The organism is Acidisphaera sp. S103 (genome assembly GCF_009765975.1).
Classification (GTDB): Bacteria; Pseudomonadota; Alphaproteobacteria; order Acetobacterales; family Acetobacteraceae; genus Rhodopila.
Genome location: NZ_LMUJ01000024.1, coordinates 1 through 14,149 on the forward strand (window position 1 = coordinate 1; position 14,149 = coordinate 14,149).

General features: G+C 60.4%; 13 protein-coding genes. 4 read left to right on the top strand and 9 right to left on the bottom strand.

Annotated features, from left to right (window positions below):
- Positions 1–786: efflux RND transporter periplasmic adaptor subunit (locus tag GSQ89_RS02145; RefSeq protein ID WP_158921551.1), on the top strand; the 786-nt coding region annotated here is incomplete at its 5' end.
- A gap of 1 nt (position 787) precedes the next feature.
- Positions 788–3,919: an efflux RND transporter permease subunit gene (locus GSQ89_RS02150; RefSeq protein ID WP_158921553.1), complete on the top strand. Its 3,132-nt coding sequence runs from the start codon at positions 788–790 to the stop codon at positions 3,917–3,919.
- A 49-nt stretch (positions 3,920–3,968) separates the two neighbouring features.
- Here the strand turns inward: GSQ89_RS02150 and GSQ89_RS02155 are convergent, their stop codons facing one another.
- The 8 genes from GSQ89_RS02155 to GSQ89_RS02190 all read right to left on the bottom strand — a co-directional run bounded on the left by GSQ89_RS02155 (position 3,969) and on the right by GSQ89_RS02190 (position 11,493).
- Positions 3,969–4,550 carry a hypothetical protein gene (locus GSQ89_RS02155; protein WP_158921555.1) on the bottom strand — a complete coding sequence of 194 codons (582 nt, stop codon included), beginning with the start codon at positions 4,548–4,550 and terminating at the stop codon, positions 3,969–3,971.
- 75 nt (positions 4,551–4,625) lie between these two features.
- A complete protein-coding gene (locus tag GSQ89_RS02160; protein ID WP_158921557.1) occupies positions 4,626–5,402 on the bottom strand; it encodes an enoyl-CoA hydratase-related protein in 777 nt (258 codons plus the stop codon).
- Positions 5,402–6,622: a CaiB/BaiF CoA-transferase family protein gene (locus GSQ89_RS02165; protein ID WP_158921559.1), complete on the bottom strand. Its 1,221-nt coding sequence runs from the start codon at positions 6,620–6,622 to the stop codon at positions 5,402–5,404. Before GSQ89_RS02165 ends, GSQ89_RS02160 begins: the two co-directional genes overlap by 1 nt.
- A gap of 423 nt (positions 6,623–7,045) precedes the next feature.
- Positions 7,046–7,894 (bottom strand): ParB/RepB/Spo0J family partition protein, encoded by an 849-nt coding sequence (locus GSQ89_RS02170; RefSeq protein ID WP_254073036.1) that lies wholly within the window; start codon positions 7,892–7,894, stop codon positions 7,046–7,048.
- Positions 7,895–7,937: 43 nt separating this feature from the next.
- The gene (locus GSQ89_RS02175) at positions 7,938–8,765 is read right to left on the bottom strand and encodes a ParA family protein (RefSeq protein ID WP_158921563.1); all 828 of its coding nucleotides are present in this window, start codon (positions 8,763–8,765) and stop codon (positions 7,938–7,940) included.
- Positions 8,766–8,849: 84 nt separating this feature from the next.
- Complete coding sequence (locus GSQ89_RS02180) at positions 8,850–10,061, bottom strand: CaiB/BaiF CoA-transferase family protein (protein ID WP_158921565.1); 1,212 nt, start codon at positions 10,059–10,061, stop codon at positions 8,850–8,852.
- Positions 10,061–10,216: a hypothetical protein gene (locus tag GSQ89_RS02185; protein ID WP_158921567.1), complete on the bottom strand. Its 156-nt coding sequence runs from the start codon at positions 10,214–10,216 to the stop codon at positions 10,061–10,063. Before GSQ89_RS02185 ends, GSQ89_RS02180 begins: the two co-directional genes overlap by 1 nt.
- Before the next feature lie 245 nt (positions 10,217–10,461).
- Positions 10,462–11,493, bottom strand: a complete 1,032-nt coding sequence (locus GSQ89_RS02190; RefSeq protein ID WP_158921569.1) for an LLM class flavin-dependent oxidoreductase — start codon at positions 11,491–11,493, stop codon at positions 10,462–10,464.
- Positions 11,494–11,701: 208 nt separating this feature from the next.
- Between GSQ89_RS02190 and GSQ89_RS02195 the strand changes: the two genes are divergently transcribed.
- Entirely contained in the window at positions 11,702–12,448 is a 747-nt protein-coding gene (locus GSQ89_RS02195; RefSeq protein WP_158921571.1) for a Sir2 family NAD-dependent protein deacetylase, read from the top strand.
- On the opposite strand, the gene GSQ89_RS02200 is transcribed toward GSQ89_RS02195, so the two are convergent.
- Positions 12,445–13,611, bottom strand: coding sequence for an acyl-CoA dehydrogenase family protein (locus tag GSQ89_RS02200; RefSeq protein ID WP_158921573.1), 1,167 nt, complete (start codon positions 13,609–13,611; stop codon positions 12,445–12,447). The genes GSQ89_RS02195 and GSQ89_RS02200 overlap by 4 nt on opposite strands.
- A 91-nt stretch (positions 13,612–13,702) precedes the next feature.
- Here GSQ89_RS02200 and GSQ89_RS02205 point away from each other — a divergent pair, with 91 nt between their 5' ends.
- Positions 13,703–14,059, top strand: coding sequence for a rhodanese-like domain-containing protein (locus tag GSQ89_RS02205; RefSeq protein ID WP_158921575.1), 357 nt, complete (start codon positions 13,703–13,705; stop codon positions 14,057–14,059).
- Positions 14,060–14,149 lie beyond the last annotated feature (90 nt).

Here is a 14,149-nt window from a genome sequence, read left to right on the forward strand (position 1 = left end):
CCCGCCGGTCAGCGCTCCAACGTTGATGACGCTGTCGCCAACCAACGTTCCCTCGCAGCGCAAGTGCTCTCGGCACAGGCGCAGTTGAAAGCAGCGCAGATCAATTTGGACTACACCGAAATCCATGCGCCGGTTTCCGGCAAGATCAGTCGGACGAGCATCACCGTCGGCAACGTCGTATCGCCAAGTTCGGGGCCGCTGGCATCCATAGTCAGCCAGGATCCAATGTATGTCCTTTTTCCAGTGGCGTCCCGAACACTAACAGAATTGCAGAAGCGCTATGCCGATAAAGGGGGTACCAACGCGGTCGTGGTCAAGCTGCGCCTGCCAGATGGCTCACTGTATGATCATGCTGGAAAGATCGACTACGTCGAACCCACCGTCTCCGCGACGACAGACACTATTCTGCTGCGCGCCGAGATCGCCAATCCGCCCCGCGGTCAAACAAACGCAGGCCAACCGGTGGAACGGCAACTGGTGGATGGCGCCTTCGTAACAGTCCTCGTCGAAGGCGTCCAACCCGTCATGGCGCTGGGGATTCCCCGAAAGGCGGTGCTGTCAGATCAGCAGGGCGACTACGTCTATGTGGTCGGGATCGGTAACAGGGTCGAGCAACGCCGGATTCAGTTGGGACAATCCACGCCGACCACCGCTGTCATCGCTGGCGGCCTGAAAGACGGCGAAATGGTTGTCACTGACGGCATCCAGCGCGTTCGTCCGGGAACCGAGGTCAGCCCGGGTCCGGCGAGCCCGCCACCCGCGCCGCGAAGCACGAGCAAGTCATAGCATGATCTCTGCGGTTTTCGTTAAGCGGCCGAGGCTCGCGGTCGTCATCGCCATTCTGCTGACCTTGGCGGGCGGCCTGTCGCTGCTGCGCATCCCGGTGTCGCAGTTCCCCGATATTGTGCCGCCGCAGGTCACTGTCTCCACGACATTCACCGGCGCCTCCGCCGCCGTGGTGGAACAGACGGTGGCCCAGCCACTGGAGGCGGCTGTCGTCGGTGTGGACAAGATGATCTACATGAAGTCCAACAGCGCGAACGACGGCAGCTATTCGTTGAGTGTCAGTTTCGAGTTGGGGACGAATCCCGACATCGACACCGTCAACGTCAATAACCGCGTCCAGCAGGCCATCGCCCGGCTACCGACCGAGGTTCAGCGTTACGGCCTGACAGTGCGTAAAAAATCCGCCGCGATCCTGGAATTCCTCCAGTTCTACAGTGAAGGCGGCAAGCAAGACCCGCTGTTCATCAGCAACTATGTGACTATCAACGTGCTGGATCGGTTGACCCGGGTTCCTGGCGTGGGCGACGCAACGCTGTTCGGCCGGCTGGATTACTCGATGCGTATCTGGTTTGACATGGATCGTCTGGTCGCGCTGAACCTCTCTCCGGCAGATATCATCGCCGTTATCCAATCACAAAACGTTCAGGCCGCCGTCGGGCGGATCGGTGCGCGGCCGACCAGCGATGCAACCCAGTTCCAATTGAACGTGCAGACTCAAGGACGACTGACGACACCCGAACAGTTCGGGGATATTGTCATCAGGGCCAATCCGGATGGATCGGTACTCCGTGTCCGCGACGTGGCGCGAACCGAACTTGGAGCGGCGAATAGCGATACGCTCAGCCGGCTGAACGGCAACCCGGCGGTTTCGATTGGCATCTACCTGGCGCCGGGTGCCAACGCAGTGCAGACGTCCGCTCGGGTCAGCAAGGCATTGGCCGATCTGTCCACTCGGTTCCCGGAAAGCCTCAAGGCAAGGGTATTCTACGACAGCAGTTCATTCGTTTCATCCACCATCGACGAGGTGGTGAAGACGCTTGCGATCGCGTTTGCTCTGGTTGTCGCGGTAGTGTTTGTCTTTTTGGGCAGCGCCCGCGCGACCATTATTCCAATGGTCGCGATCCCCGTCAGCTTGATCGGCACATTCGCAGTGCTGCTGGCGTTCGGATTTTCCGCCAATACGATTTCACTGCTCGCCATGGTGCTGGGAATCGGCGTCGTTGTGGACGACGCGATCGTGGTGGTGGAGAATGTTGAACGCGTGATGGCGGAAGAGCCTGAACTGTCGTCCAAAGATGCGACCATCAAGGCGATGAACCAGATTACCGGACCGGTCATCGCGATCTCCCTGGTACTGCTTTCCGTGTTTGTGCCGGTGGCTTTCATTCCTGGCCTCTCGGGCACATTGTTCAGGCAGTTCGCGGTGACGATCAGCACCTCTATGTTGCTATCGGCGATCATTGCGCTGACCTTGTCGCCCGCTTTATGCGCCCTGTTCCTCCGTCACGGCCGCCGGCCACGAGGTCCGGTCGGCTGGCTCCTCACAGGGATCGACAAGGTGAGGGATGGGTATTCCAGCGTCGTAACCCGGTTGTTGCGGGTAGCAACCCTCTCACTAGTCGCGATTGCGGCTGCCGGTGTGGGGATCTTCCTTTTGGGCAAGATCACGCCGACAGGGTTCCTGCCCGAAGAAGATCAAGGGGCGATCTTCACCGTTGTCCAACTTCCTGACGGTGCCTCTGTCGAACGGACCCGTAACGTGGTCGAGCAGGTAGAAAACCTGATTCGCCCCATGCCGCAGGTCGAAGCCGTGCTATCGATCGTTGGGTTCTCTCTGCTCGACGGGGGCAACCAGCCGAATGCGGCGTTCCTGGTCATCCGGCTGAAACCATTCTCGGACCGCGAGGGCCCAAATGACGGCGTGCGGGCGGTTCTCGGCCGCATTTTTGGCGCGGCGCAACGGATCCGATCCGCGGTTGTCTTCCCGTTCAACCTGCCACCGATCATCGGACTGTCGACCAGCGGCGGGTTTGAATACCAGTTGGAGAATCTGGAAGGCAGGCCGCCCGAGGATATGGCGAGCGTGATGCAGGGAATGGTGGCCGCGGCAAATCAGGATCCTCGGTTGAACCGGGTTTTCTCGACCTTCACGGCCTCCAACCCGTCGATCTGGCTGGACATCGACCGGGAAAAGGCTCAGGCGTTGGGTTTGGCGATTTCCGATGTGTTCAACGCCCTGCAAACCACATTGGGCGGATTTTATGTCAATGACTTCAATCTGTTCGGCCGCACCTGGCAGGTCAATATCCAGGGCGATGCGATCGACCGAAGCGATCCGTCAGCGATCTATAAGATTTATATCCGGAACAATCGGAGTGAGATGGTTCCACTCCGGTCCATCGCGAATGTTCGCATCCAGTTGGGTCCGCAGGTCATCAGTCGCTACAATAATTACCGGAGTGTGACGATCAACGGGAGTCCGAAACCGGGAATTTCATCCGGCGAGGCGCTGGTCGCAATGGATCAGCTTTCGCGAACCACACTGCCGCCGGGATTTTCCTACGAGTGGACCGGCACCGCGTATCAGGAGCGGGAAGCATCCGGACAGACCGGTTACATCCTCGCCCTGGCCGTGCTGTTTGCCTACTTGTTTCTGGTGGCGTTGTACGAGAGTTGGATGATCCCCATTCCGGTGCTGCTTTCGGTCACCGTCGGTGTGCTTGGGGCATTCTTTGGCTTGCAGATATCGGGGCTGTCGCTCGATCTCTATGCACAGATCGGAATGGTCGTGCTGATCGCACTGGCGGCGAAGAACGGGATCCTGATTGTCGAGTTCGCCAAGGAAGCGCGGGAATCGGGGTTATCGATCAGGGATGCCGCGGCGCTGGGTGCCCGGATGCGAATCAGAGCCGTGCTGATGACGTCAATCGCGTTCATCTGTGGCTTGGTCCCACTTGTCTGGGCGAACGGCGCGGCGATGCTGAGCCGGCGAGCGGTCGGTACCGCGGTATTCGCGGGAATGATCGTCGCAAGCTCGATCGGCGTCTTCCTGATCCCGATGCTCTACGCCGTGTTCCAAACGATACGGGAGAGAGTAAAGCGACGGTTCAGCGGATCTTCGGAGCATGCGTAGCGGCATGATCAAGGTGGCCGCGGCTCAGGGCGTAACGTGCCCCTGACCGCTAAGACGCGATCCCGAGGTCTTGTGTATCCAGTCTGCCGGCCCGCACGAGAAGCCCTGATACTACCGCCAACTGATTGACAGCCATCAGACCGCACAACGTAACGGCATTGATCAAGAACACGTGGCCCACAACCGACGCACTGAACGCGCCTTCGCTTCCTGGAAGAACGAAACCAGCAAGGAAAAGGCCCAATTCAAATGCCGCGAAGGCTGCCACGAACGGTAGACTGATCACCAACGGGGCTGGCCGCGTGGTCGCCAAACTCTTCGCGGCCAGCATGGCGAGGCCAGCCGACACCCCTATGGCGAGGCCCCAAGCGGCACTGTCCCAGGTCCACGGATAGCCAAGAAAGCCGTAGCCAATGACCTGATTTGCCGCCCACACCAAACCTATGACGGCGATCGCCTGCCCGCGACCGAGTTTCAAGGCCGCCAACGTCGCCAGCGCAGCAAACGGCGTGGCGCAGGCGAAGAACGTGCTGAGGCAAATCCCGCTGGTGACGATCAGCACCATCCAGAGCGCATTCGCCGTTCGGAAGGGCTTGAGGTCGTCATCGCCGAAATTCGTGATCGTTTTCATTTGTCTACTATCCTATAGCCCAAGCAGCCAGTGATCTGGCTTGTCTTCCTCGCCGTCAACGGCTCTGCCCGATGGTCACTGGTTCCGCCAATTCGGCTTGCGCTTTTCCGCGAAGGCCCTCGGACCTTCTATATAGTCCTGGCTCTCCAGGTTTTCTCGCTGCGCCGGATAAATCGTTCGCATTGCCTGTTCAAGCGTCGGTTCGTCCAGGCCGTGATACGACGCCTGTTTTGAGGCGCGGACGGCCTTCGGCGAACATTCCAGGATCATCGCTGCCCATCGCCTGGCTGAGGCTAGAGCCTGGCCTTCAGGCACCACCTCCGTGACGAAGCCGAGTTCGAACCCTTCCCGAACCGGGACGCGACGGCCGGTCAGAATCATGCCCATCGCCTTTTTGATCGGGATCGAGCGTGGCAGGCGATGCACACCGCCACCACCGGCGATCAATCCCACGCGCGGTTCCGGCAAGGCGAAGACGGCATTTTCCGCGGCGATGATGATATCGCATGCCAAGGCGGTTTCGAATCCTCCCCCCATGGCGACGCCGTTGACTGCAGCAATCAACGGCTTCGTTAGGTCGAAGCGACTGCAGATGCCGGCAAACCCACGCGGTCCGTTGGGACGACGCTTGCCGCCAGCCTGGACCTTCAGATCATTGCCGGCAGAGAAGGCCCGCTCCCCTGCCCCGGTTACGATTCCGACCCATAGATCGTCGCGAGCGGCGAACTCGTCCCACACAGTAGCGAGTTCGTCGTTGGCATCGGCATGGAGAGCGTTCAGCACCTCTGGTCGGTTGAGGGTGACGATCCGTACATGACCCTCGTCCTGAACGGTGCAAAATTGATAGGGCATCAACCCACGACCTCGTTTGTCTTCAGATCGGCGATCCGGGTTGCATTGTAGCCTAGCCACTCCGCCAGAACCTGCGCCCCATGTTCGCCGAGCAACGGGGCGGCCTTGACCTCGGGTGGACGGCCGCTGAAGCGAACCGGCCATCCACTCATGGTGTAATCGCCGACTTCCGGATGCTTCATGGTTTGCCGGATACCGCGCTGCAGGAATGTCGGGTCATCGGCGAGTTCACGCGTATCCAATACCGCACCGGCCGGGATCGTGGCACTGCCGACCAGCTGCATCGCATTATGTTTGTCGTGCTGGATCGTCCATTCGGAAACAATCCGATCAACCTCCGCACGATGTTCGGTGCGAGCGGCCGGGCTGGCGAAGCGCGGATCACCGATCAGATCCTCACGGCCTATGACTTTCAGCAGCCGGGTCCAATGTTCGGGGTTGGCGGCGCTGGTGTAGATATAGACGTAGTCGTTGGGACCGCCGCCTTTGCATGGATAGACCCCAATCGGCGGGTTGCCGCCGCCCACGGTCTTCGAGCCAGCGCGAGGGGCCGCCTTGCCGTCCGTCCGCTCCATGAACGCAAAGGCGTTACGAATGTAGTGCAGGATGGCATCCTGCATCGCCACCTGAAGATGCTCGCCCTGCCCCGTGCGCAGACGCCGGACATAGGCGCCGAGGATAGAGATCGCCATCAGCATGCCGGTCCCGGTATCGCCGATCGTCGCACCCGGCTTGCAGGGTGGCCCATCTTCCTCGCCGGTGATCGACATGAGACCACCGCAGGCTTGGGCGATCATGTCGAACGCGAGGTTTTTCTCGAACGGGCTTCCCGTGCCGAAACCCTTGACCTGACAGAAGATGATCGCTGGATTGATAGCCTTGATAACGTCGTAACCCAGACCGAGCCGTTCGATCGCACCGGGGGCGAAGTTTTCGATCATCACATCAGCTGTTTTGGCCAACTCCTTGACCAATTCGAGGCCGCGCGGATCTTTTAGATTGACCGTCACGGAACGCTTGTTGGCGTTGTATTGAAGGAAATAAAGCGCATCGTGTGCGCCCTTCCCACCGGATGAGCGGCCAGGGTCACCGACCCTTGGATTCTCGATTTTTACGACGTCCGCGCCCATCCAGGCCAAAGCTTCGGTGCAGGATGGGCCGGCTTCGAACTGGGTCAGATCCAGGACCTTCAGCCCAGCCAGGCAGTTTTCTCCGCTCATTGGTGGCACTTCCCTAGTTGGTTTCAGGAAATGCTACGCCCGTCACGGGATCGGCGTCGAGAGCGGCGGCGCAACGATCGGATTCGCCGGCCTGATTTGAAGGCCCTTGCCTTCCGCCGCGCGGGACGGCAGCTTTCGGATCATGGTGGAACCCGTCAGCATTGCCAGTTATCGCGACGACACACTATGGGCCGTGGTCGCCTCGATTGGCCGGACTTCCCGCGTGGCGGAGGTTTTCTCCAGCCGCTTGGCTGCCCTTGCTGATCAGGCCTGGCGAGAGCAGCAAGTCAAGGCGTACGCCAATTTCCTGCGAAGCAGCCGGCAGCCGACACCGTCATATGCCGTCAGGCCTATCCGTCGCTCCGATCTGCCACGATCCTGGCGACCATTGCCGGCGCTCGGCTTTCTACAAGGCAAGCTTCTTTAGGAGCCCCTTGTCGCGTCGATCTTCTCACGCTGTTCGGTCAGGCGGCCGATCAGGTCATCGAGTTGGAAAAGATCACGAAACTGGATAGCGATCTCACCACCGCCCTTACGCGTCGTGGTGATCGTGACGCGACAGCCAATTGCGTCACTCACCCGACGTTCCAGATCCGCGACGTCCAGTTTCTTCGCCATTGGCTGGCGCGGCGCGCCGCGGGCAGCGACCGCCTTGCTGACCAGAAGTTCCGTCTGACGCACCGACATCCCACGCTTCAGAACCTGATCGGCCAAGGCTTCCGGATTGGGCGCGTTGATCAATGCCCGGGCATGGCCCGAAGACAGGGCGCCGGATCGCACGTCCCTCAGCACCGGGTCTGGCAAGCGCAGCAGGCGGATGGTGTTACCAATGTGACTGCGTGATTTGCTGACCGCATAGCCAAGGGACTCGTGGGTGAGTCCAAAATCCGCCAACAAGCGCTGATACCCTTCAGCCTCTTCGATCGCATTCAGATCCTGCCGCTGCAGGTTCTCCACCAGCGCCACCACCGCGGCATCGCTGTCATCCATGTCCCGAAGGATCGTGGGGATTTCCGTCAATCCCACCTGCATGGCGGCACGGAAGCGCCGCTCCCCCGCCACGATCTGATACCGGTCGGGCGTGGTCGGATGGGATCGCACCAGGATCGGCTGCAATATGCCTTGCACACGGATCGATTCGGCCAGACTCTCCAACTCGCTGGCGTCGAAATCGGTACGTGGCTGGAATGGGTTTGCGTCAATCTGGTCAATGGGGATTGCGCTTACAGAGGTGCCTTTTTCGGATTGCGGACGCAGCGCGACATCGCCCAATAGCGCCGCAAGTCCCCGCCCGAGCCTTGGCGGCGTGTTCTTACTAGCCATCAGATTTCACTTGTCCCGACATTTCGACCTTCTCTTTCCTCGCAATCTCCGCCCCCAGGGCCGTGTAGGACAATGCACCGACCGACTTGGGATCATACAGGATAACCGGCATGCCATGGCTCGGCGCTTCCGAAACGCGAATGTTCCGTGGAATCGTCGTGTCAAAAACCCAATCGCCGAAATGGTCGCGGGCATCCTTTTCCACCAAGCCTGACAGGCTGTTGCGACGATCGAACATCGTCAACAGGATGCCGGACAGTCGTAGCCGTGCGTTGAAACGGCGGCGCACGGCTTCGATCGTATGCATCAGGCTACTGATTCCCTCCAATGCATAAAATTCACATTGCAGGGGCACAATAACGCCGGCGGATGCGACCAGCGCATTCAGGGTCAGCAACCCCAGGCCGGGAGGACAATCAAGCAGGATCACGCGGAAGGCCGCGAAATCGGGCAGGTCAGTCAGGGCTGCCTTCAGGCGGAATTCGCGCTTTGCGACCGGGACAAGCTCAATTTCGGCACCCGCCAAGTCGGAGTCGGATGCGATCAGCGACAAATTGGGCACCGGCGTTGGGCGGATGGCTTCCTCTCCGAGGTCACCGTCCATCAGCAGGTTGTAGGTGCCGCCATGCCGCTCCGACCGGGTGATGCCGAGGCCGGTCGATGCGTTGCCCTGTGGGTCCATGTCGATCAGCAGGACGGGCAGCCCGGCGATCGCGAGTGCGGCGGCGAGATTGATCGCAGTGGTCGTCTTTCCGACGCCGCCTTTCTGGTTCGCTACGGCCAGGACAAGTGGACTGGTGATGATGGCCCCCGGGGTCATAAGCGGGTGTCACCGCGATACCGTGGTCATAGCGTCTTTCACGGAGAACCGGAACGGGCTTTGCCACAGGACCTTTTCCAACGCTCAGTCGGTCATGGCGACCACTGCACCGCTACCGACGAGATTGGCAATATCAGAACTGGAATATCCTGCCTCAGCAAGCACTTCCAGCGAATGTTCACCCATGCGTGGGGCCTGTCGCCTGATCCCGGGACGGTCCCGGTTGGGTCCAAATTCGATCGGCAGAGCCGGCAATCCGACTTTCTTCCCTTCAGTGCCACCGATGCGAGAGATGAACACGTCCAATAACCCACCTGTCGCCAGCAGGTGTGGATCGGTGAAAAGGTCGCCGGGTTGACCGACCGGCGCCCAGGATACGTTTGCCCGTTCGCAGCGGGCTTCAACCTCGGTTTGTGGGATCTTTATGAGAACCTCCTGCAAGGTGGGAATCAACCAGCTACGCTCCTGTAACCGCGTGAAGTTCGTGGCGAGGCGTGGGTCGGCGGCCAATTCCTGGAGAGAGAACTCCTCGACGAAGCGCGCCCATTGCTGATCGGAGGTCACGCCGATGAAGAGTTGGCCTTCGCCGGCGGTTTTGAACACCTCATAAATGGCCCACGCACCGCGACGAGCAGGCATTGGCCTTGCTTCGAGTCCGGTGGCGGTCATGCCAGCCATGTGGGTGCTCATGAGGAAAGCGGCGCTTTCGAACAGGGCGCTGCCGACGCGCTGACCTTTGCCGGTTTGATCACGTTCTCGCAGTGCGGCCTGGGCAGCGACCACACCAAAGACCGCGCCGAGAATGTCTATGACCGAAGCGCCGGCCCGAAGCGGCTGGCCGACCGGGCCGGTCATGAAGGCCAGGCCAGTTTGGAATTGGACGACCTCGTCCAGAGCCGGCCGATGTTCATAGGGCCCGGCGAGGTAGCCTTTCAGCGCGAGGTAAATCAGGCGCTCGTTCAACGGTGCAAGCTGCTCGTAGCCACAACCAAGGCGTTCCATCGTACCAGGGCCGTAGTTTTCCAGCACCAGATCGACAGTCGGCACCAAGCGGTGGATCACCGCCTGCCCTTCGGGCTTCTTCAGGTCTATGGCCAAACTACGCTTGTTCCGGCTGAAGGCGGCGAAGAAGCCGGCTGCGAAACCGCCCAGACCACGGGTGTGGTCGCCTTTCGGAGCGGGTTCGACCTTAATCACATCGGCTCCGAGTTCGGCGAGCATCAAGCCGGCTGTCGGACCCATCACGGTGTGACTGAACTCAAGGACGCGGAGGCCCGCGAGCGGGGTCGCGGGCATCAGGGTATTTTCCTTTGAAAGATGTTCAAACTGGCGGCATGGGTGATTTTGGTCGAGTGGCTCCCATTAGCGCCGGTGGTCGAATGCGGTTCGATGTCACGGGCGTCGTGTGGATGTTCCGTGTCGATGTAGATGCCGATTGGCGGGTTGTTCATGCAAATTATCCCCAGACGTCAGGTTAGTTCGGAGGAAAGAACCGATTGACGGGTTTTGGCAATCCGAGGTTTTCGGGCGACGTCCGACCTTCGTATTCCGTCCGGAACGGGCCGTGACGTCGTATTCCGGAACGACCATGTCGACGAAACCGTCCAGGCCACCCAAAACGTGTAGAAACATACACGTTGGTCATGACCTTGGCGGCGATGCTGTTTCCGGCAGGCCATCGACTTGTCGTCGCGTTTCAAAGCCGGCGAACGCGCGGCATGATCTCGGCCGCGAAGCGACGCATTTCTGCTTCGAATGGCTGGAACTGGAGCATGAATAGCTCGATACCGGCTTCGCCGAACTGCCTGATGCGTTCCGCGACCTGATCGTAGCTACCGACGAGGTCGGCCGCCGTGCCGCCATTGCTGCCGACACGCGGTGATTTCGACATGGTCTGCGCCATCACCGAATAAGGATCCGTGTTGGCGCGCTGCACCACCCGTATCGGCGCATCTAGCTTGGCAAGTTCCGAGAGCCGAAGCAGGGCGGCTTGTGCCTCGACCTCGGTCTCTCGAGCGATGACAAAGGCGGACAGGCCGAAATCCAGGGGCGCCCCTAGACGTGGCCGGGAAGCGACATCGGCGATGAGTGTCTGAACATCTGCCAGTGGCTGGCCGTTGATGAACCAAAGGTCCCCGCGATCCGCCACCAGCGCACGTGCTGGTTCCGATTCACCACCGACGTAGATTTTCGGCCGGGGACGATAGGGGTCGGCAGGACGCAGCATATAGTCGTTAACATTGAAATATTTACCGTGGAACGTCACGCTTTCACCGCGCATCAGCGGCTCGACGACCGAAATCCACTCATGGCCGTAAGCGTAACGTTCATCGTGTGGCGCGAACGGAATCCCGGCTTTTTCGAGTTCAGGCATGTTCCATGCGTTGACCAGATTAAGCGCGAAGCGGCCCCGGCTGATATGCTCGACCTGAAGGGCCATCTTGGCCAACACGACCGGGTGATACAGATAAGGCTTAATCGCCGTTATGATTTCGATCCGGCTGGTCGCTGCGGCCAGCGCCGCGGAGGACGTCCAGGCCTCAAGTTGATCATTCGGCGCGTGGTGCGGGTTGATTGTGTGCTGCGCGACCAAGGTGCTGTCATACCCGAGCCGCTCGGCTTCCTGTATGAGCGCCAGGTTGCGCTCCCATGAGGCGTCGTACGGCTCCTCCGGGTCCTGCAAGGCGCCGCGGCTGCCATGAACGAGTGCCCAAATTCCGAAACGCATTGTCCGTATATCTCCGCAGTCGTCTGTAGCCGGGACATGTGAAGCTGTCGAGAAAGGCCCGCTCCGACCGAAACCGGCGGCAGGCCGGGCGCCAGGGCAGCCGACATCGATTTCGCTCCGGTTTCCGGTTAATATCCCGGGAACATTGCCAACCCTGGCGGAGAACTCTGATCGGGTTCGATGCCGGCCACCATCCGGAGCCACCCATATGGACCAAGAGGTAAGGGAATTCGTGCGCCTGATCGACGCGGCCGAACGGATCGTGGTGTTCACTGGCGCAGGCATCAGCACGGAGTCCGGGATTCCCGATTTCCGCAGCCCTGGGGGGATCTGGACCAAGCAGACACCGATAGATTTTTCCGACTTCATGCGTTCGGATGACGCGAGGCGAGAAACGTGGCGCCGGCGATTTGCGATGGAGCCGATCCTGCGCCAAGCGGTACCAAACCGCGGACATCGCGCGGTTGCGGAGTTGATCCGCACCGGTAAGGCCGCCGCCGTCATCACGCAGAACATCGACGGATTGCATCAGGATTCCGGCATTCCGGACGAGAAGGTCATCGAACTGCATGGCAACACCACCTACGCGCATTGCCTGGAGTGCTTCACCCGCTACGAAATCGAGGCTCTGCGGGTCGACTTCGAGAACGACCGGATCGTTCCGCATTGCGCTTGCGGAGGGTGGGTGAAAACCGCAACGGTATCGTTTGGCCAGTCGATGCCGATCAATGAAATGCGCCGAGCGGAAAGGGAAACGTTGCTGGCGGATTTGTTCATTGTGATCGGCTCATCGCTGGTGGTGTATCCTGCGGCGGGATTCCCGGAATTGGCGAAGCGGAATGGTTCAGCCCTGGTCATCCTGAATCTGCAGCAGACCGGGCTCAATGAAGTCGCCGACCTGGTCCTAAACAGATCAATCGGCGATACGTTGGGTGCGGTTGTCGGCGTGGACTAATATGACTTGGGCAAGTCCAAGACCCGCTCCGCGAGATAGCTCAGGATCAGTTCGCGGCTTACCGGCGCGATACGGGGCAACATGCTTTCTCGGAACAGTCGTTCCACGTGGTATTCCTGTGCGTAACCCATGCCACCGTGCGTCAGCACCGCCTGTTCAGCGGCACGATAACCCGCCTCGGCCGCGAGATATTTCGCCGCATTCGCTTCGGCACCGCATTCGCGGCCTGTGTCGTAAAGCCATGCGGCCTTGAATGTCAGTAGGTTAGCAGCTTCCAGTTCGGCCCAGTTTTTTGCCAGCGGGTGCTGAATTCCCTGATTTTGTCCGATCGGGCGGCCGAACACCACGCGCTCCCGAGCATACCGCGTTGCTTTGGACAGGGCCGCTCGGCCGATACCGACTGCTTCGGCGGCAATCAGCACACGTTCGGGGTTCAGACCGTGGAGCAGCGCGCGGAAGCCTTCACCCTCCTCGCCGATGCGGTCCTCGACCGGTACGCGCATATCCTCGAAGAACACCATGTTCGAATCCACGGCGTGCCGGCCCATCTTATGGATCAGCCGCACTTCGGCATGCGTCTTGTCGAGGTCCGTGTAGAACAGGGTCATTCCTTGCGACTTGCGCTTGACCTTGTCCAAGGGGGTCGTCCGGGCGAGCAGCAGGATCTTGTTCGCGACCTGGGCCGTCGAGGTCCAGATCTTCGTCCCGTTGATGAGGTAGTGGTCGCCGTGCAGGTCAGCCCTGGTGGTGATTTCTGTCGTGTTGAGGCCGGCGTTCGGTTCTGTCACGCCGAAACATGACTTGTCCTTGCCCTCGATCAGCGGAGGCAGCATTCGGGTCTTCTGCGCCTCAGTGCCATAGACGACCACCGGATTCAGGCCAAAGATGTTGATGTGGATCGCACTTGCGCCACTCATGGCCGCGCCCGATTCGGCGACGGCCTGCGCCAGGATGGCTGCTTCGGTGATCCCCAGTCCGGCACCGCCGTAAGCTTCGGGCATCGCGATGCCCAGCCACTGGCCGGCCGCCATGGCGTCGAAGAACGCATGCGGAAATGTCGCGGTATTCTCGCGCTCAAGCCAATAGGTGTCGTCGAACTGTGCGCACAGTCGCAGGACCTCGTCGCGAATTTGTTGCTGCGCGTCGGTCAATGCGAAGTCCATCACTGAGGCCTTTCCAGGTTGCGTCCGGGGGTTCACTTATCCTATCGCGCCGCCCGAATTATGCGAAATCGACGGAATAGGAGATTGGGGGATGAGCCTGCTGGCGAGGTTGTTGGGCCGGTCAGCCACGGAGGCAGTCGCCTGGGTGGAGACCGGTAAACTGTCGGCGCTACTGAACGGCCCTACACCGCCGTTGGTGATCGATGTCCGTGGACCGGGGGAATTCACCGGCCCGCTAGGTCACATCGAGAACGCGCAAAATATCCCGCTAGACCAGATTCCGACGCGCATCGCTGACCTGCTGGGTGAGCAGCGGCCGCTGGTTCTGGTTTGTCACACCGACCGGCGTTCGGCGGCTGCAGCGGACCACCTGCGTCGGGCGGGCAAAACTGAAGTCGCCGTTTTACGCGGCGGTATGGTCGCGTGGCGGTCTGATCCAATGCGTTGACACGGCGGATCGCTCTTCATTCCGGGGCATCTTTTCGGAAGAAAAGGGCGTCGGCCCCTCGTCGTCATGGCGGGGGGAGGGCCGCCCTCC